This window comes from Streptomyces sp. Ncost-T10-10d (assembly GCF_900091955.1).
Lineage (GTDB): Bacteria > Actinomycetota > Actinomycetes > Streptomycetales > Streptomycetaceae > Streptomyces.
This window is the reverse complement of sequence record NZ_FMDF01000065.1, coordinates 1-18657: the sequence shown is the minus strand read 5'-3', so window position 1 is coordinate 18657 and position 18657 is coordinate 1. Positions and strand designations below refer to the sequence as shown.

Here is an 18657-nt window from a genome sequence, read left to right as displayed (position 1 = left end):
GATGAGTCGCCCGTGATCCATAGAATTTGACAATTGCTCCTGTGGATCCGGTAGCGAGCGAAGGCTGCTGTGCAGGGCTTCTCAGTGCGCCAGCCCATGGCTGAAGACATCGGTCTGACCTTGAACCAGGTGAAGCACGCGCGCTGGCCCGAGGGACACCGGCAGCCCGGGGTGTCTACACGGTGCACCGGGTCCTGGCGTCTATCGAGGACGAGGAAGAGCGGTTCGCCGCGAGCAGTACACCGCCCGAGGGGAAGTCGTCATGGTCGGTGGATGATGCGAAGCGGAGGGTCGGCCGCGTGGTGGGCACCCCTGTCTCGCCGCAGGAGGAGGTCTCGGCGATCCACGCACTCGCGCAGGCCGACCAGGTTGCGGCCGAGGTGTCCGGTGATCTGATGTGGCGGCCGGCGGTGGCGAGCAGGTTCACCTCGGTGGGCAAGGTCCAGGTGGTCGAGCCAGGGCCAGGCTGGTGACCGTACGGTGGCGCCTTGGCGAACCGTGAGGTCAATACGCCTGTGACAGAACGAAGACGTCGCGGAGGACCGCCTGTGACTCGGTGCGAGATACAAATATTTCCGACCGCATGCACCGCGCTCGTTCTGGGGGAACACCGTGAAGTACACCCGCATCACTGCTCTCGCCGCCATCGGCGTCGCCGCCACCCTCTCGCTCACCGCCTGTGGCAGCGACGGCTCCGGCAAGGACTCGTCCTCCAAGGCCTCCTCGTCCTCGTCTTCTTCGTCCTCGGACAGTGGCTCGAAGTCGGAGGGCGGCTCGGGCTCCGGCGGCTCGGAGGCCGGCAACGCGAAGTCGGGCTCCGGTGAGGACACCGAGGCCAGCGCCGGCGCCGCGAACGGCGCGACGAAGACCGGCGGCAAGGTCACGTTCTGCAAGACGGAGGACCTGGCCATCGATGCCAGGGACGCCGCGCCCGACAAGGACTCCGGCAGGATCGACATAACCATGATCAACCGGGGTTCGACCACCTGCTCGGCGACGGGCTTCGCGGGCGTCGACATCAAGGACGCCGACAACACCTCGAACCCCATCGAGCGCGGCCAGGCCCAGCCGCGTATCACCACCCTGAAGCCCGGCGACGCCGCTGTCTTCAACCTCGCCTACGACATCGACAACACCGGCGGAAGCCTCGCGTCCCCGACCAACATCCTGGTGACGCCCCCGAACGAGACCCACACCGTGAGCCTGAAGTGGCCCGCGGGGGCGGGGGAGATCAAGGGCGCCTACACCGACGTTGAGGTCTACCCCACGCACACGACCAAGTAGGGGTGGTGCCCACGGCCAGCCCCGGTGTCTAACCGCCGTATCCGGCCAGGATCTTGGCCATCCAGCGTGTAGCCAGTAGTACTTTGAGTCGCGGCCCGGGGCGACGATCAAGCAGGTTGCTGCCGATCGGGCAACGCAGCCCGATCGCCTACGAGGCAGCGTCCGAAACGACATCAACTACGCCGCACAACCCGTGTCCAGGATTCGGGGTCAAGCCCCCTCTTCCCTCGCGGCGCCCACCCATCCCGCCCCCCACAACCCAGCCGGGCGAGTGCCCAGGTGCTTCCAATTCCTGGTCACCGTGGAGGGGTGCACGATGAATGGTCTTGCTCCTGAAGAAGCCGACAGATCACGGTGAGAATCAGGGTGACCACGCCGTTGTCACCATCGGGTTCAACCCCGGCCGGCAAGACCTTCAGCAGCGGCCCCGTGAACCTCCGCAAGCCCGCTCGGCAACCCCAGCTCAACCGCCCGTCGTGACACTGCCCAGCCTCTCGCTGATCAGTTCCCTCGAAACCCTGGCGTCCCGTTCCGCCCGCAGGATCGAATCCGCTACGCCACTCCGCGGAAACCGTTCAGGGATTTCGAATCGGTCGCCTTGAGCCGGCGAAGGAGAGGCAGTCACAGGAAACTCCACGTCAAAGACGTGCTACAGGGGTGCGGGCCGGGTGCTCGGTGCTAACCCGCCGTCGAACCGTGCAGGGCCCGTCACCCAAGAAGGGCGAAGATCTGCATCGCGTTGCCGCAGGTCGAATATCACCTTCTGTGTCGTGTGGTTCGTTCGGTGTCGGACACCGAACGAATGAAGGCGATGGTGCGTGAACGCAAGCCTTCGCGGCGAGCCTCGACGTGGTCGTCGACCGGGAGATCGAATCCTTGGCGGATCGGCTTGGCATTCACCCTGACCGCACAGTCGAGATCGGTGCACAGGAGAAGACCGAGCGCGTTCAGGCGTTCGCGTTTGTCGCGTGATGGGCGTCGAGCGGTGAACAGCGAAACCTCGTTGAACCGGCGGGAGGACCGGCACAGGTCGCACATCACTGCGCGCGATCCGAGTGCGGCTTCATTCGGCGCCTGCCGCAGCAGCACTCCCAACGCCTGGCCGTCGGCTTCGGTGACGAGGTAGGCGAGCTTTGGGGCGCGCAGATCCCGCCACCCGAGGTATTCGATCCGGTGCCACCGGACGTCGTCGAACCAGACAGGAAGTCGGACTCTCTTTGCGGCGGGGTCCCGGTTCACGAACGCGCCGCGAACCTCTTCCCTGGTCATGGGGCGCATTGCTTCTCCTGACGAGCTGAAGGAATTGTGGACGTGGAGACATCGGTGTTCTGTCACACGACGCAGGAAGGCGGGGCTCGGCCGCAGTGCGAGTGGCATGCGATGGGCGGTGCCGGTGTCCAGCAGCTTTGAGCGCCAGGCGTACCAGGGCCAGTGCGTGGACGTCGCCGGCGATGCGGTTGGCGCTGAGCTCGCCGCGGCCGACGACGGCACCGCCGGCGAAACCGGCCGTCCAGATGCCAACGGCAGTGACCTTCTGCCGTTCATCGAGGAACATGTTCCGGATCAGGGAGAGGGTGGAGGAGGCCAGCGAGGCTCCGGTGATGCCCATGAGGGCGCGGGTCGCGATGAGCATTTCGGGATTGGCCGAGTAGGCCGCCAGGACCGAGGCGAGGCCGAAGACGGAGGCGTCGGCCAGCAGGACTCGCCGTCGCCCGATCCGGTCTCCGAGCGTGCCCATCGTGATGAGCAGGCCGACCAGCAGAAAGCCGTAGGAATCCATGATCCACAGCAGTGGTGAACTGTTGGGCTGAAGGTCGGTCGACAGTGACGCGAGCGTGACGAACATGACGGACATGTCCATGGAGGCCAGGACACACGGCGGCACCAGGACAGCGGGTCCGGTCCATTGCCGGGTATCGGCTTCCTTGCGTCATGTCCTTCACTCGTGCTCCTTTGGCCGACAGCCGTGGCGGATCTGCCGGAATCAGTTACATCACTTCATGCGTACTTAGTATGCGTCACGGTGTACAGCATACGCACGGGGACGCCGCTGGCGACAAACGCATTTCGAATGCGTTGCACCGCCCGCCGATCCCACCCACCTCGTCGGCGCGTTAAAATTTCGTCACGCATGCGGGGTGTGACGAAAAAGAGTGTGGTGATGCCGGAGGAGATGGCCTGCGCGGCCTGCGGGAAGGATCTGGAACCTGCGCAGCGGGGCACAGTGCGTCCGCCAGCTCACCGTCGACCCGAGCGACTCAAGGCGGTCCGCTCCAACCTCCGCTTCCAGGACCGGCGCGTCGCCGACCTCGGAGCCCGGATCGCCGAACCGCAGTCATCAGCGTGATCAGCCACCGCGAGCCGGCTGGGGCTGACGCCGCTGACGGGGCGGTAGGTGATGCCGGGCCGGGCGTAGAAGCGGGCGGAGGAGGCGGAGGAGGCGGGGGAGAGGGCGATGCCGTAGCCGTTGGCGATCGCGCTGAGCCAGTCGTCGGGCTGGTCGGCGACGGCTCCGATGCGGACCGGGTGCCCGTCGCGCTCGTCGGCGGCGAGCCGGTACTTGCGCCACTGGCCGGTCTCCGCCGGGGCCGCCACGCACGGCTCGTCCCACAGTTCCCGGAAGGGGATCACGTCGCTTGCGGCGAGCGGGTGTGCCGAGGGCGCGCGACCCAGCGGGACTCGGTGAGCAGGGTCTCCACCCGCATGTGCTCCTGGCCGGGGAAGGGCAGCCGCAGCAGAGCGACGTCGACGTCCCCGGTGGCGAGGTCAGCCGTCGGGTTCGACCAGGCGGCTTGCTGTATGTCGACCCGTCAGCCCGGTCGGGTGCGGGTGAACTCGGCGACGATGCGCGGGGTGGCCTCGTTGGCGGCGCTGGCCAGGAAGCCGACGCGCAGCGTCCGCTCGGCCCGGCTCGCCGCACTCCTCGTCTCCCGCAGCGTCGCGTCCCACTCGGCGAGCAGTCCGGGCGCCCGCGCCGCCAGGGCCCGGCCCGCCGTCGTGAGCGCCATGCCAGCCCTGGACCGTTCGAACAGGGGCACGCCCAGCCGGCCCTCCAACTGCCGGATCTGCTTGGTCAGAGTCGGCTGGGAGACGAACAGCCGCTCCGTGGCCCGGGTCAGGCTTCCCTCCTGCGCCACGGCGAGGAAGGAGCGCAGGAGCCGGTTGTCCACATCCATTCCATCAGGTTATGGAAGCTGGTATTGGACGCAAGCGGGGACCCCCGGCGAGCCTGGGTGACCAGGGGTGCGGAGAGCGGATCGCCGCCACGCACGACCCGTTCCAGTACGAAGGAGCCCCATGTTCATCGCCTATGTGATCGTCACCGCCGCGACCATCGCGGCCAACGCCGCAATCGCCGCCGCGGACTTCGCGAAGGCCGAGTTCGTCCTGGTCAACTCCGCTGAGGTGAACCTCCCGCGGACCTGGCTCCCGCGGCTCGCCACGCTCAAGGCCGCCGGGGCGGTAGGGCTCCTGGCCGGTCTCGTGGGTTTCCGGCTCCTCGGCCTCGCCGCAGCGACGGGCCTCGTCCTCTTCTATGTGGGTGCCATGGCCGCGCACGTCCGCGCCCGGGTCTTCCACAACATCGCCTTCCCCGGCGCCTACCTGGCCCTGGCCGTCGCGTCCCTCGCCCTCGCCGCTGGCCGCTGAGCCTGACTCTGCCCGGGATCTTGAGATGAGGCGTCGATGCGCCGTTGCGCGAGATCGGCTGCGATGTCGTCCAGGACACGGGCGAGACCTGAGGCGAACAAGGCGTCGAGATCCTAGGGGTTGGCGCTTGCGCGCATCGCGCGGGCGAGCCGAGGATACGCCCCGGGTTCGTACAGCGGGTTCCGTGCGTGGATCTATGCTTTGGCCCCCTGCTTCGCGGCGGTCTTCGACTGCCGCTCCGCCTCCGCGTCGCTGACGGCAGCGCGTCGAGCCCCTCGGCGCACGCGAGGACGATCCCGGCCCGCACGATGCGGTCGACGGTGCGATGTGGCGCCGCGTCGTCGCTCTCCGGGATGTCGGCCACCGCTTCCGCCCTGCGTGCCCGGTAGGCCCTCGCCTGGCACGAGCGGGAACAGTAGAGCCTCGGCCGCCCCCGGTCCGCGGGCTCCAGCGCCCTTCCGCACGACGCGCATGCCGACTGCACGGTCATCGATGAACTTCTTTTCGTCACGCCTCAGAGTTGTGTCGAAATTCTAGTCCGTCTATGCGGATACCCGTGCCGCTCGCATTGAATCAGCAGTTCAAAAAGCTGTTGTACCGCTTCGACGTGTGTGCCTACTCTGTACCTGTCGTTGCGTACAGAGTACGCATCTGGGGCGGTCAAATCCCCGTACGACTATCCACGGCATCGCCCAGCCACCCGACCACGACGAACAGAGAGTCCCAGACGTGTTCCCTTCCACCGTCACCGACTTCTGGCTGAGTCCGTCCCCGACCAGTCGACCCCTCTGCAGCGACGACAATTTCAGTGTCACCACCGATGCCGCCCTGGAGGAGGCCGAACGACTCACCATTCTCACGACGACTGACGGAAAGACACGCGTACTGCTCACCCCGACTCTCGCCGCGACCATGGCACTGGAAGAAGGGCAGCCGGTCGATGAGGCGGGCTTCCGGCAACGCCTGAAGAAGTCCGGAATGTCGCTACACGGAGCCGACAACCTGTTCTACTTCACCGACAAGGACCGGGAAATATTGCTCGGCGAACCGGACGCCCCCTCGATCCGCCCGCTCACTGAAGCCGATGCGCGGGCATTCGGGCAGTTCGAGGAAGCCGCGTCGGAACAGGACCTTGACGACGCATATGTCGAACTGGATCACTGGGCCGTCTATGGCGCGTTCGAAGACGGACGGCTGGTGTGCGTGGCGAGCATGTACCCGTGGAACGATGCTCCGTTGGCCGACCTCGGTGTACTGACACTCCAGCCTTACCGGGGAAAGGGGCACGCACGGCGCCTCGTACGGGCGATCTCCCGGCACGCCCTTGCACGGCAACACGAACCTCAGTACCGCTGTCAGCTTGACAATCATGCCTCGGTGGCGGCGGCCGAATCAGCCGGCTTGACACGATTCGGCACATGGGATGTCGTCTCGCCGGATTGAAACACTCCATGACGCCGGAGGGGGTGTTGATAGACGGTGCCCTATGTGATGAGTCGTTTGCAGCAGCAGGGAGTGGCGGTGAGGCCGAAGAACGCCAGGTAGCTGCAAAGGCAGCCTACGTAGCGGTGGTTGAGCTTGCGGTAACTGGTCAGCCAGCCCGTACTACCGCTTCGACCTGACGGTGCCGTGATCGCGACCCGTACCCACTACCACGACATCTGCGACGACTCGGAGCCGACCTTGCGGATGCTCGACCTGGACGAGGAAGTACAGGCTGCCGGGCTCTGCGCGGTAGTGGGCATGTGCGCCGCCCTCGAGGGGACAGCAACCTGCTGCCCGCACGAGCCGTCCAGCATCTGTCACGTCCAGGACCTTCACACCGTGACCGATCGACGTCTCCGACACCGACGGGCAGGAGGACGAGCAACTGCCTGCCCCACCCGACGTCCAGACCCAGGATGACGCTGATGCCACTGATGTCGCAGGACAGCCGGGACCGGTTCGGGCAGCTTCACCATCTTCGAGATGCTCCCGGACATGGGCCGGCTCCGGCCGCGCGACCACGCAAGTGAACGCTGCATCGCCGAGCCGCGGACCATCGCAGTCCGGACGACGGCTCCCTGCCCCATCCCACTCCCACTACGAGGTACATCCGTGCAGATCCTGACCACGACGCGCAGACGGATACCGGCCTTGGTCGCGCTTCTGTCGCTGCTCCTCACCGGCATGGCGGCCATGCTGCCGTTGCGTACCTCCGAGCCCCGGCCGGCCTCCGCCCCCGTCGGCGACTTCTCGGCGGCCCGTGCGGTCGCCCGGCTCAACGGAATTGCGACGGTCCCGCACCCCGCGGGTTCGGCCGCGCAGTCGGACGTACGGGACTATCTCGTCGGTGAGCTGCGACAACTGGGGCTGCGGCCCGAGATCCAGACCCGGGTTGCCCCCTCCCGCGTCGAAGGCAACCCGGCCACCCTCGGGTCCGTCTCCAACATCCAGGCCACGATCCCCGGCAAGATGCCCACCGGCCGGGTCCTCCTCGTAGCCCACTACGACTCCGTGCCGATCGCCCCAGGCGCCGCCGACGACGGTGCCAACGTCGCCGCCATCCTCGAAATCGCCCGCGCCCTCAAGACCGGACCGCAACCTCGCAACGATGTCGAGCTCCTCTTCACCGACGGCGAGGAGCCAGGGCTGCTCGGCGCGCAAGCTTTCGTCGATGGCGAAGCCAGTAGGCACCGGGCGACTGCCCCCCAGCAGACTGTCGTGGTGAACATGGAGGGCCGGGGCTCCTCCGGGCCTGTCGTGATGTTTCAGATGGCGGGCACCGGCCTCACACCTGCCCTGCGGGCCTCCGGTGCACTCGCCACGTCGCTCTCCACCGCCGTCTACGAACAGCTGCCCAACTACACCGACCTGACAGCCTTCGAAGAGGCCGGCATGCGGGGTCTCAACTTCGCCTTCCTGGACGGCTCCGCGCACTACCACACCGAGCACGACACCATCTCCCGGCTCGACCGCGCGAGCGTGCAGGGCATAGGGGACGCGGCACTGGCAGCGGTCCGTCAGCTCGGCGGTGCGGACCTCTCGCAGAGCGGTGCGGACGCCACGTACTTCTCACTGTTCGGCGCGGTCGTGTCGTACCCGGCATGGCTGACCTTGCCGCTCGCGGTGGTGGCCGTCCTGGGCGTGTTCCTGTTGCTGTGGCTCGGCCGACGCCACGGGCTGTCCCCCGGCGGGGCCGGACGGGCCGCCGCGGCCTTCCCGCTCACGCTGATCGGCGCGGCGGCCATCGGCCTCGCCGGGTGGTGGGCGCTGGGTCTGGCCCGACCGGACTTCGTACTCAGTGAGGGCAGCGTCTACCACGGTGGCCGGTATGCGTTGGGCGAGACGTTGCTGCTCCTGGTGCTGCTCGTCGCCTGGTACCGCTGGGCCCGCCGCAAGGCGTCTCCGATGGACATCGCGGTGGGTGTGCTCGGATGGTTCGCGCTGCTCGCCGTGGTCTGTGCGGTGCTGCTGCCCGGGGGCGCCTACCTCTTCACTTGGCCGGCGCTGATCGGACCGGCGGTTGTCGCCATGACGCTGCGGTTCACACCTGCGGAATCGCCGTGGCGGGCGGTGGCCGGAGCGGTAACCGCCGTACCGGCTGTGGCACTTGTCCTGCCCGTCGTGTTCCTGCTGCTGCCGGCCCTCGGACTGTCGTCCACCGCCGCCCCGTTGGTCCTCTCGGCGCTGCTCGGAGCCATGCTGCTGAGCCTCCTGGAGTTGCTTCCCTCGCGCAGGGCGGTCACCGCCGGGATGCTCGCGGTGGCGGTGGCAGGTGTGGGCACGCTGGCCGTGGGTACGGCCCTCGACGGCTACGACGCCGACAAGCCCCGGCCGATCAGCCTTGGATATGCCTTGGAGTCCGATACGGGCAAGGCCACCTGGGTCAGTCTCGGTGACACCTCCCAGCCCGGCATCGGTGGGCTGCTCACCGGTGAGCCGGCCCGCTATGACGACCGCATCCCACCGCTGGGCGGCGTCGCGCTCGCGAACGGTGCGGCCGAGGCCGCGCCCCTGGACACCCCGCGTACCCAGAACGCCTCAACCACCGAGGCCAACGGCGTGCGTACGGTCCGTGTCCGCATCCAGGCCCCTGCAAACGCACACAGCATCGACGTTTACGCCGGGACCGGCGCCCACCAGATCCTCGACGCCACCGTGGAGGGCACGAAGCTCACCGGCGGACCCAAGCACTCGGAGAGCACCTGGGGTTGGAGCTTCAGCTACGCCGCCCCGCCCGCCGAAGGCATCGACGTCGTCATCCGTATTCGCGGCAAGGGCCCCCTGCCACTCCGCGTGGTGTCCACCGCAGTCGGCCTGCCGGACGGAGTCGGCGCGCCTGCCCCGGCCGCAGACCGGAGTTGGGCAAGCTGGCCGTCGGTCGCCGGCCAGACCTTCGTCGTACGGACCTTCCGGCTCTGACCGCACCGCACGAACGGCCCGCCACGGGGATCCATCCGTTCTGGCAGCCGTCGCAACACGTGGGCGCGGTCACCTCCGCCAGTTCGGCGTCTTGCATGTCACCCGCAGACGCCTTTGCCGACATTGCCCTGCAACAGCGATCGAGTCGCGTCTTCCGGAGCCGAGTCGTCGTGGAGGCCTGGGCCACCAGGTGTTTGAGCCTTACGAACGGCGTACCAGCGGCAGTCACACCCAGAACCCCTGGTCTTGCGATCGTACGAATGACCAGAGCAACCCCCCTGAAAGGCAGGACCCCTGTGAGCGGGACAACGCATCACGTCTCCGAGCCGCGCGCACTGCGCGACCGGGTGACCGCCCCTTCGAGCATTGACCTGCCCACGGCTGGTGAAGGCCTCGTCTGGAGACCGGTCACTGCCGCCGACATCGATCTGATCCTCGACCTGGAGCGCGCCGCGGGGATGGTCGATCACCCGCGCTCGCTGGTGATGAGGGACGAGTTGGAGGAGGAGTTCGCCGACGAGACCTTCACCCCCGAGCGCGACGCGGTGATCGCCGTCGACCCCGATGGGAGAGCCGTCGCCTACGGCTCGGCCGTGGCCCCGGCGAGCCCGGAGACGATTTTCTGGGTGGAACTCGACGGAACGGTGGTCCCGGACCGTCGTGGCGAGGGCATCGGCAGCGCGCTGCTGGCATGGCAGGAGGCACGTGGCCTCCAGCATCTCGCTTCCTGCGACTCCGCCCTGCCCGGGTGGCTGGCCGTGGGCGCGGACGACCGTGCCACTCGTACGATCCGGCTCCTGGAGGCGCACGGCTACGAGCGCGCCCGGTGGTGGCTGGAGCTGGAATGCGACCTCGTGGCACCGCTCGCCGAGCCGCCTTCCCCTTCGGGGGTGCGGCTCGTGCCCTACGGCGAGGAATGGGCAGAGCTGGCTAGATCCGCATGGAACGACGCCTTTCGCGACCACTGGGGCACTCAGCCGATGACCGCTGCCGAATGGGCCGCCGGTGACCGCCTGAAGGCGTCCCGCCCGGACCTGTCCGTACTCGCTGTTGCCCCCGGAACAGCCGACGCGTCCGAGAGCGAGCGCGTCGTCGGCTTCGTCCTCGTGGACGTGTCGCCGGAGGAATGGCCGCTGCGTGAGGGCCCGTTCGGATACATCTCGTCCGTCGGGGTACGGCGGGAGGCGCGGGGGCAGGGGCTGGCCCGCGCCATGTTGGCCCACGTGCTGCGGACACTGCGGGCCGATGGCTTGGGCCGCGCCGTGCTGGACGTCGACGCCGAGAGCCCCACCGGCGCCCTCGGCCTGTACCAGAGCCTGGGATTCACCGTCACCGACCGCTCGGTCAGCCTCGTCAAGCGCTTCTGATCTCGGAGACCCAGCGGCCCTGAAGACCTACGAGGAGCGAGTCGTTATTGCCGGATCGGGCGCCGAAGCGGGCAGGGCTGCGGTGGGATCACGACAGGTGATCGACGCGATCCCGTTCAAGTACCGGACCGGGACACCGTGGATGGGCCTGCCCCGAATATCGGGTGGTGGACAGGAGTTCATGTCCGGCTTCGGAAACGGGCGCCCGACAGCACGCGGGAGAAGGTACTCACCCTCCTCATCGTTCCAGCCAACTCGGCGGACGATTTCGACGGACACGGCCAGACGGACTCCGACCATGTTGTCATGCTCAAACTCCAACCATCACGGCACGCGCCGCCGCCCCACATACCTGCCGCAGCATCGTGGCGGAAGGGACGGGGCGGGGCCGGCCGCCTAGCGGCCGGCCCTCTCGGGCAGGCGTCGATGCAGCCCACGATCACGTCGAGCGTGGACTCGACCGAGCTGGGTCCTGAGGTGCTTGATCCACAGGCCCTTCGACGCCGACCGCGAGACCCAGCCCTTCGCCAGGCCTACCGGCTCCTCGGCCCCGTGCTCAGCCAGCACTACGGCCAGGCCGAGGCCCCCAACGCGCTGACCGTCCTGGACCCGGCCGAACACCGCGACGACCCGACCGTCCTGGGCAGCTGCGGCCGGCCGATGCCCGGCGTGGAGATCACCCTGCGCGACCCGCACGGCCGGGAAGTGCCGGCCGGCGAGCCGGGCGAACTGTGCGTCCGAGGACCGCTCGTGATGGACGGCTACTGGAACAAGCCCGAGCAGACCGCAGCCGCGCTCGAAGGAGGCCGGCTCCACACCGGGGACGTCGCCCGCAGGGACGACAACGGCCTGATCACGATCATCGACCGGATCAAGGACACCATCATCACCGGTGGGTTCAACGTCTACCCTCGCGAGGTCGAGGACACCCTCGCCACCCACCGGGCCGTCGCCGCCGTCGCCGTCTACGGCACACCCGACCCGCACTGGGGCGAAGCCGTCACCGCCGCAGTGGTCCTGCACCCCGGACAGCACGCCACCCCCGCCAATCCGGTGATGCGGCCGTCTTCCACGAGCACGGCCAGACGCTCGCCGGGGTCGCGGCCTGATCCGTCCACCACGGGTGCCCTGCAAGCCACACCGGCACTCCTTGTGTCGCCCACGGTCCTTGGCCTGCGAGCGTCGACTCCACGGCGGCGTCCAGGGTGTCAGCTGCGGAGTCGGCCCACTGCGCACATCGTGGTCTCGGACGAGGTATCCCGCTGTCATCAGATGTCGCGGTCCGTGAGACGAATGCCCGCAACACATTGCCGTCGGCATTGCGGTGGCGGCACACGAGGCAGGGGCCATACAGGGAACTGCGGCCCGGGCGATCGACAGATGTCGATTCGGACGGCGTCATCACTCGACATCTGACCGGCCGCAGTGCGATGCCGGCCTCGCGGAGCAGGGCAGCGAGGTCGTCCGGGATCGGCATGGGGGTGGTCAGCCCGACCCGGGTGCGGCCGGTGTTGCCGTCCGGGTAGTTCCCGGCCGCAGAACCGGGAGCGGCGACAACCAGGCGCACGAGCTGGCCGAGCATCTCCCACACGTCACGGTCGTGGAGGGCGAGGCGGAACATCACGCCATGGGTACGGGTGTGGGGCCAGGGCCAGGGCTGGGACAGGATGTGGGCCCGCTCCACGGCCCGCCATCGCTGCGCCGTGGGCCCTGAGGCGTGGGCCGCGGCCATCTCGGCGGTGAACGCTTCAAGCAAGGCGGGCGGCATGGGAGAGCGTCGGGGTATTGCAGACCTCCAATAGTTCAGGATTTCTTGGATTGAGGAAGGGGGCGACCGCGGGCTCCCTCATCTCGCCGTCCTTCTCGGGCTCATCGCAGAGTCGAGCACCGCGCTGGAATCGGCCGACGGCACCGTTCGCGTGACCGCCGTCATCTGTTCCGGACGTCCCGCTGATGGGGCTTGCGAGCATCGGGCGCGCAGGTCAGTGCTCGTGCGGTCCGGGGCGGTGGATGGGGCCGTGGGGTTCTTCGCAGTGGCCGGCTCCGGCGCCGATGAGTTCGGTGTGCTGCGCGTGGTCGACCTGGAGCGTGCTGTGGGTGATGCCGTATTCCGAAGCAAGGAACCGTTCGAGGTCGCGGCGCGTGGTGTGGCAGTCGGCGTCGTCGTCGACCAGGACGTGGGCGGACAGCGCGTTCTGGCCGGAGGTGATCTGCCAGACGTGCAGATCGTGGATCTCGACCACCGGCGGTTCGCCGACGAGACGGTCGCCCAGGGTGTCGGGGTCGATGTGGGCGGGGGCCGCCTCCAGGAAGACGCGGCCGGATTCCCGGATGAGGCCGTAGCCGGCCTTGGCCATCAGGACGACGACGACGAGGGTCGCGATGGCGTCCGCCTGGACGAAGCCGGTGAGTACGACGATCAGACCGGAGACGGCGGTGCCGATGAAGGCGAAGAGGTCGTTGAGGATGTGCTGGTAGGCGCCTTCGACGTTGAGCGAGCTGCGGTTCGCCCTGGAGAGGCACACGGCCGCGACGACGTTGACGGCGATGCCCACCAGCGCGGTCACGAGGACCAGGCCGCCCTCGACCTGCGGCGGGTCGATCAGTCGCTGGACGGCTTCGTAGGCGAGCCAGGCCCCGAGGAGGAGCAGGGACACTCCGTTGAGCTGGGCGGAGAGGATCTCGGCACGCTTGAGACCGTAGGTGAAGGCGCCCTTGGCCGGCTTGGCGGCGAGTCGCATGGCGATCAGGGCGAACACGATCGACGCCGCGTCGGTCAGCATGTGGGCCGCGTCAGAGATGAGCGCCAGGGACTTGGCGGCGATGCCGACGACGACCTCGACGGCCATGAATCCGCCGATGATCGCCAGCGCCAGCGTCAGCCAGCGACGGTCAGCATCGGCCGACACCCCGTGCGAGTGCCCGCCATGCCCGTGCCCATGTACATGCGCCTGATCGTGTCCGTGTTCGTGGTCGCGTTCCATGCTCATCGCCGGTCCTCCCCCGGTAGTGATGGCGGTGACTGACCAGAGTGAAGCGCATACGGCATATACATGGCAAAGGCTGTATTGATGACCGTTGTCATCGCCGTCGAGATGCGCTCTGACCTGCGAAAACGCTGTCAATAGGGGGTTGCGCGGTCCGGGCGTCCGGCACCGGGACGAGCCAGAGCCCAACGCCTTCGCCGTGGCCGCGGTCACCGGCCCCAAGTAGCTCAGAGTGAGGTTCAGATCCAAGGCGGCCGCAGGGCTGCTGTGACGCACAGCTTTCGGTGGCATGAGGATCCCGTTATCGGTGCGGCATAGGTACGCCTGCGGAGCGGAGTTTGGTCTCGGTGAGCGCGGTCAGCCGGGCCGCGACCGGTGCCTGGTCCTCGCGGTGGTTATTGATCAGCTTGTACTGGGCCGAAGCCTTGGCCCATGCCTGCAGGCTGGCGTGATCCCCCAGCAGCGCGGGGTTGGCGAGGTAGCGGTCGGCCATGGCGGTCGCGAGTTCTTCGATCCTCGGGTCGTCCGGTTCCCAGGTCTCGGCCTCCCAGCCGCGCTTGGTCAGGTCGATGTACTCAGGGTCGTCCAGCCCGTGTTCGAGCTGGGTCAGGAAGCCGTCGAAGCCCTCTGGCACCAGCGCCCGGGCCAGTACCAGGGCCTCGCGTTGCGCGGCCACGTAGTCGGGGCCGAAGCCGAGGCCGGCCATCCGGTCCAGGACCGCGCAGGCACGGTCGGGCAACAGGGCCCGGTCGCCGTCAGCGAGCCGGTGCAGCGTGTCGCGTCGGGCGACCAGCTCATCGATACGTTCGGTGAGTTGCCGCTCGACGTCGGCGAGCGCGGCGTCGAATCGCGCGGCGTCGGCGTCGAGCATGGGCCCGATCTCGGCCAGCGGCACGCCCGCGGCGGCCAACGTCCGTACCTGCACCAGATGCAGCAGCTCGCCGGATCCGTACCGTCGATAGCCGGAGCTGTCACGTTCCGGTTCCGCGACCAGGCCGAGCTTGTGGTAGTGCCGCACCGTCTTCACCGTGACGCCGACGAACGCCGCCGCCTGCCCTATCGTGACTCCGTTCCTCATCAGCTCAGCTTGCCGCAGAGCACCTCGTCGACGAAACGCTGTTGGGCGGCCTGGAATGCCGGTGCTATCGACAGATCGGCGTCGTCCACCCAGGTCAGTCCGGCGGTCAGGGTCTTGCTGCCGTCGAGGGTGCTGTACATCAGCGCTGCCGAGCCCATGGTGGCGCCGTTGTGGTGGAAGACGGTGCCGCCCTCCGTTTCCTGCGCGAACACCCCCAGGCCGTAGCCGAGGGTCGCCTCCGGCGTGCGCATCTCGGCCAGCAGCTCGGGTGGCAGGAGCTTGCCGCCCATCAGTGCGGAAAAGTACGTGTGCAGGTCCCAAGTGGTCGAGATCATGTCACCACCGGCTCCGACCCAGGACGGGTTCTGACGGGTGACATCGACCGTCCGCTCCTGCCCGGCGTCCTCGTAGCGGTAGTAGCCGTGATTGTGCGGCTCGGGGATCTCCGGCGAGGCGCCCGGCGCCACGGTGCCGGTCATCCCCAGCGGTCCCAGGATCAGCCGCTGCAGCTCCTCGGCGAACGAACGGCCGGTGACCTTCTCGACCACCAGCCGGGCCAGCACGTAGTTGGTGTTCGCGTAGCTCCAACCCGTACCCGGCGCGAACCGCGCCGGCTTGGACAACGACAGCCGTACCAGCTCTTCGGGCTGGTAGGACTTGAACCGGTTGTCCACCCATTCCTTACCCTGCCAGGGGACCCCTCGCACGATCGTCCCGTCCTCGTAGAGCTCGCCGGTGTGGTTGAAGATCCCGCTGGTGTGCTGCAGCAGCATCCGCACAGTGATCCGCCGGTCGAGACCGAACTCGGGTAGATAGTCATCGGCCGGAGCATCCAGGCCGATCCTGCCCTCCGCCACCAGCAAGAGCACCGAGGTGGCGACGAAGTTCTTGGTGCTGCTGCCGATGCGGAAGTGCCCGTTCGTCAGCGGCTTGGCACTCTGGCCCAGCTTGCGCACACCGGCGCTGCCGACCCACTCGCCCTGCTCGTCGTTCACCCGGAGCTGGACCCCGACGAAACCGGACTCGACCAACTCCCCGATCGCCTTCTGCAGTTCCGGACGATCCTGCCCCTGGCCAGAAAGATTGGTGGACATGTTGCTCCTTCACATCGGTTGTGCCCGGGTCGGCGTCTTGCCGCTGCGACGAGCCTCCACCCTGCCCCAAGGTCAACCTCAACTGTGATCCATCCCACAGTCCCTTCCAGGCGGCACGACTGCCAGCGAGAACTCCGAGCCCACTTCGGATCCTGGCCGCCGCTCCGCTGCCCAGCGATGGCGATTTACCTGACCAGTGCTTCACGAGGGCGCAGTCCGCTCCGGTGGGGTTGCTCGTATGACTGACGAGGGAGAAGGCACAGCAGGCGGCCCGGACGCGCGCCGAGACCATGGAGGGCCTCGCCCGCGCGGAGCGCGCCCTGTTCACCCGCCCCGTGCCGAAATCCGTGCGAGCCCGGATGAAATTCCTTCGCAAGCGAGAGAAGGGCTCCACCAAGAGCCTGGCGGAGCGCCTGGGCGTCTCCCGTGAGACGGTGCAGCGGCTACCTCTCGGATGTCTCCACCAAGCCGAACAAGCGCCTCCAGGCCGCCCTGGTCCAGGAGACCGAATCGGAGTGGAAACCGCAGGTCAGAGCGCAGGCGAGGCAGCACGCGACCACCTCGGGCGGACTCGTCATCAAGTTCCCGGCCTCCCTTGGCTTCACCGCGAACGAGTCCTCGGACGACGCCCGGGGTACGGGACCTCAGCATCGCCGTGTCGCCCTCCCACGCGGCCCTCATCCTGGCGGCACAGGAGGAGGGTGCGACGGACACCGACCTACATGAAGCGGTCGCGTACTCCAGCTGTAGATCGTGATCCGAGAGAGGCGCGTCGGCGAGGGACGGCCGTTATTCCAGCCACATCCCGTCGCGCATGATGACTCTCCCGCGTAGTTCCGGCTCGCCGCGCCAAGCGCGCACAGTCCTCGGGACCACCCGTATATACAGAAAGGAACCCTCTTCCGCGCGTGGATCCCACCCGAACTTGTCGGCGAACGCCTCCGCTGCGCCTCCGGGCACCTCTTGGTCCGGGAAGCACTCCGCCTCACCCTGGAGGAGCACCACGTCGAAGGTGTTCGGTAGCGCCAGGCGCACGCGCGGCTCTTTGCGGGCGTTCCGCGCAGTCACGGAAGTGGCGCTGGTGCACATCCACACTGCCCGCCCATCCCACAAGAACCACAGCGGCACCTGGTGCGGCCCGTGATCAGGGTGAGCCGTCGACACCCATACATCCCGCTCGGTAACGAGCCGCTCCAGAGCGTCGCGCATACGCTCCGCCGTCTGGCGGCGAACGATTCCCGTGGTCTCCATGAGGACCGACCCTAGCCAAGCAGGCGCAAAGCGCGCCTGAGGCGCAGGACCTACTCCCAGCGACCGATGAACCCCTCAGCCGTTGGCTCGGGGCGACCAACTTCGGTGCTCAGAGTGGTCAGCGGAAGTGCTCAGTCACACTTGTCTCCGGTAATACCGCGCGCCCGGTCCCGGGCAGTGCCGGCAAGGACGTTGTCGACGAGCTGCTGAATGCGGTGCGCGAGTCCCTGGCGCACCACATGGCCGACAGCGGTCCACGCGTCCGCCTTGCTGACCGGCGTCAGGCCCTGCTCGACAACCGGGGCCTGCAGCCGCCGTCGTGACTCATGACGGCGAGGAATCGGGGGCGTCGTCCATGCGGCCAGTTCCGAGAGTGCGTCGTGGGCTCTGCGGGGCCGGGATGGAGGCCCCAAGCACTCCACGGGCCCGCAACTCGCTGAGGTCTGGGAGATGAACGCCGGGCAGCTCGTCGAGAAGGTCGGCCTCGGCAGCGCGGATGCTATGAGCGGGAGCCTCGGGGCCTGAGCCAAGGGTGCGACGGGCGGTCACGGTGATCACCGTAAGGGACCGAGGTCGCGCCTCTGGTCGCACAGGAAGCCATCGCCGAGGACGGCTCCGCGGAGCATCGCATCCCGACCTGGCTGACCTCTCGGCCCTCGGGGGCCTTTTGGCATCATCTCGACATGGCCCCGACCCTTCCCCGCACCGTCCGAGCCGTCGACACCGCTCACCTCCTGGACCTGGAACGGGAGGCCGCCACATGCGGCTTCAGCCAGCGACTCCCGGTCGACTGGCTCCAAGAGCACCTCGCTGCGGAAGCGACGCACTACCTGTTCCCGACACTCGTGCACCGGCTTCGCCACCGTCCGGAAGTGTCGCCACAGTGGAGGTGCCAGCTGCTGCTGACTGTCAGCACAGGCGAACAGATCTGGGGTCTGCTCGACGTCCTTCCCGACACCTTCGACAAGATCCCGGAGACTCTGGACGCGGCGTCGAAAAAGAACATCGTCAGCCGCATAGAACATGCCGTGACCGTGCGCGAGTGGGCAGAACGGATGGCTGCCGATGCTGCACCTGAAAAAATGCGGCGTCTCACCGACCCAAACCGGCGGCTTTGATCGCGCGTTGCGCGAAGACGTCCTCACGGCGGTCTTCCATCTGGTGCAGTGCCTTCTTGCGGTCCCGCTTGGAGAGCCGGTCGAGATACGTGTGGCCGAAGAGGTGATCGGGTCTCGTGCTGCAGACACCGGGCGAAGTAACCCGTTCCTTCGATGACGATGGCGTTGCCGTCCTTGTCGAGCCCGCGAGCGACGGCACGATCGGTGCGGGGAACCGCCATGCCTGCACCGGGCACGGACAGGCAGCCCTCGAAGTCGTCAACGAGCTGGCGGCTACCGGGATTGGGCAGGTCCAGAACCGGGTTGATGATGTGGCCGACATGCCGGATCCCGTAGTCGTCCGGGCAGTCGTACACGAACAGCCGCAGGTCGACGTCTACCTGGTTGGCAGCCAGGCCGGCACCGTCGGCCACATACATCGTCAGG

Annotated in this window: 13 protein-coding genes and 4 pseudogenes; 8 read left to right on the top strand and 9 right to left on the bottom strand. The window is 67.8% G+C overall.

Annotated features, from left to right (window positions below):
- Positions 1-182: 182 nt before the first annotated feature.
- Entirely contained in the window at positions 183-473 is a 291-nt protein-coding gene (locus GA0115254_RS45735) for a DUF6192 family protein (protein WP_093894734.1), read from the top strand.
- Positions 474-612: 139 nt separating this feature from the next.
- Positions 613-1284 (top strand): DUF4232 domain-containing protein, encoded by a 672-nt coding sequence (locus tag GA0115254_RS08905; RefSeq protein WP_093894733.1) that lies wholly within the window; start codon positions 613-615, stop codon positions 1282-1284.
- A gap of 756 nt (positions 1285-2040) precedes the next feature.
- Here the strand turns inward: GA0115254_RS08905 and GA0115254_RS08900 are convergent.
- The 3 genes and pseudogenes from GA0115254_RS08900 to GA0115254_RS44280 form a co-directional block, all read right to left on the bottom strand.
- Positions 2041-2553, bottom strand: a complete 513-nt coding sequence (locus GA0115254_RS08900) for an FBP domain-containing protein (protein ID WP_256102457.1) — start codon at positions 2551-2553, stop codon at positions 2041-2043.
- Between the two features lie 268 nt (positions 2554-2821).
- Positions 2822-3130: pseudogene (locus GA0115254_RS08895) on the bottom strand (MFS transporter); the annotation flags it as partial.
- 392 nt (positions 3131-3522) lie between these two features.
- Positions 3523-4460, bottom strand: a pseudogene (locus GA0115254_RS44280) (LysR substrate-binding domain-containing protein).
- Between the two features lie 121 nt (positions 4461-4581).
- Between GA0115254_RS44280 and GA0115254_RS08880 the strand changes: the two are divergent.
- The 5 genes and pseudogenes from GA0115254_RS08880 to GA0115254_RS47190 all read left to right on the top strand — a co-directional run.
- Positions 4582-4932 (top strand): DoxX family protein, encoded by a 351-nt coding sequence (locus GA0115254_RS08880; RefSeq protein ID WP_093894730.1) that lies wholly within the window; start codon positions 4582-4584, stop codon positions 4930-4932.
- Positions 4933-5661: 729 nt separating this feature from the next.
- Positions 5662-6375 carry a GNAT family N-acetyltransferase gene (locus GA0115254_RS08875; protein ID WP_093894729.1) on the top strand — a complete coding sequence of 238 codons (714 nt, stop codon included), beginning with the start codon at positions 5662-5664 and terminating at the stop codon, positions 6373-6375.
- 654 nt (positions 6376-7029) lie between these two features.
- On the top strand, positions 7030-9336 hold the full coding sequence (locus GA0115254_RS08870; RefSeq protein WP_176740036.1) for a M20/M25/M40 family metallo-hydrolase: 2307 nt from the start codon (positions 7030-7032) through the stop codon (positions 9334-9336).
- Positions 9337-9632: 296 nt separating this feature from the next.
- A complete protein-coding gene (locus GA0115254_RS08865) occupies positions 9633-10703 on the top strand; it encodes a GNAT family N-acetyltransferase (RefSeq protein WP_218105521.1) in 1071 nt (356 codons plus the stop codon).
- A gap of 306 nt (positions 10704-11009) precedes the next feature.
- Positions 11010-11726, top strand: a pseudogene (locus tag GA0115254_RS47190) (AMP-binding protein); the annotation flags it as partial.
- On the opposite strand, the gene GA0115254_RS47185 reads toward GA0115254_RS47190, so the two are convergent.
- The 5 genes from GA0115254_RS47185 to GA0115254_RS08835 form a co-directional block, all read right to left on the bottom strand.
- The gene (locus tag GA0115254_RS47185; RefSeq protein WP_305136435.1) at positions 11704-12471 is read right to left on the bottom strand and encodes a DUF3703 domain-containing protein; all 768 of its coding nucleotides are present in this window, start codon (positions 12469-12471) and stop codon (positions 11704-11706) included. The pseudogene GA0115254_RS47190 and the gene GA0115254_RS47185 sit on opposite strands and share 23 nt — an antisense overlap.
- A gap of 214 nt (positions 12472-12685) precedes the next feature.
- Positions 12686-13693, bottom strand: coding sequence for a cation diffusion facilitator family transporter (locus GA0115254_RS08850; protein ID WP_093894725.1), 1008 nt, complete (start codon positions 13691-13693; stop codon positions 12686-12688).
- Between the two features lie 298 nt (positions 13694-13991).
- Positions 13992-14768: a MerR family transcriptional regulator gene (locus GA0115254_RS08845; protein WP_093894724.1), complete on the bottom strand. Its 777-nt coding sequence runs from the start codon at positions 14766-14768 to the stop codon at positions 13992-13994.
- A complete protein-coding gene (locus GA0115254_RS08840) occupies positions 14768-15862 on the bottom strand; it encodes a serine hydrolase domain-containing protein (RefSeq protein WP_093894723.1) in 1095 nt (364 codons plus the stop codon). The genes GA0115254_RS08845 and GA0115254_RS08840 overlap by 1 nt, the downstream gene beginning before the upstream one ends.
- Positions 15863-16651: 789 nt before the next feature.
- A complete protein-coding gene (locus GA0115254_RS08835) occupies positions 16652-17113 on the bottom strand; it encodes a pyridoxamine 5'-phosphate oxidase family protein (protein ID WP_093894722.1) in 462 nt (153 codons plus the stop codon).
- A 683-nt stretch (positions 17114-17796) separates the two neighbouring features.
- On the opposite strand from GA0115254_RS08835, the gene GA0115254_RS08830 reads away from it, so the two are divergent.
- The gene (locus GA0115254_RS08830) at positions 17797-18231 is read left to right on the top strand and encodes a hypothetical protein (protein WP_093894721.1); all 435 of its coding nucleotides are present in this window, start codon (positions 17797-17799) and stop codon (positions 18229-18231) included.
- Here the strand turns inward: GA0115254_RS08830 and GA0115254_RS08825 are convergent.
- Positions 18206-18657, bottom strand: a pseudogene (locus tag GA0115254_RS08825) (peptide deformylase); the annotation flags it as partial. The gene GA0115254_RS08830 and the pseudogene GA0115254_RS08825 sit on opposite strands and share 26 nt — an antisense overlap.

Bases quoted from the DNA above. Each gene is read 5' to 3' on its own strand.
- GA0115254_RS08900 (WP_256102457.1), bottom strand. From the start codon at position 2,553: ATGACCAGGGAAGAGGTTCGCGGCGCGTTCGTGAACCGGGACCCCGCC.
- GA0115254_RS08880 (WP_093894730.1), top strand. From the start codon at position 4,582: ATGTTCATCGCCTATGTGATCGTCACCGCCGCGACCATCGCGGCCAAC.
- GA0115254_RS47185 (WP_305136435.1), bottom strand. From the start codon at position 12,471: ATGCCGCCCGCCTTGCTTGAAGCGTTCACCGCCGAGATGGCCGCGGCC.
- GA0115254_RS08850 (WP_093894725.1), bottom strand. From the start codon at position 13,693: ATGAGCATGGAACGCGACCACGAACACGGACACGATCAGGCGCATGTA.
- GA0115254_RS08845 (WP_093894724.1), bottom strand. From the start codon at position 14,768: ATGAGGAACGGAGTCACGATAGGGCAGGCGGCGGCGTTCGTCGGCGTC.
- GA0115254_RS08840 (WP_093894723.1), bottom strand. From the start codon at position 15,862: ATGTCCACCAATCTTTCTGGCCAGGGGCAGGATCGTCCGGAACTGCAG.
- GA0115254_RS08835 (WP_093894722.1), bottom strand. From the start codon at position 17,113: ATGGAGACCACGGGAATCGTTCGCCGCCAGACGGCGGAGCGTATGCGC.
- GA0115254_RS08830 (WP_093894721.1), top strand. From the start codon at position 17,797: ATGGCCCCGACCCTTCCCCGCACCGTCCGAGCCGTCGACACCGCTCAC.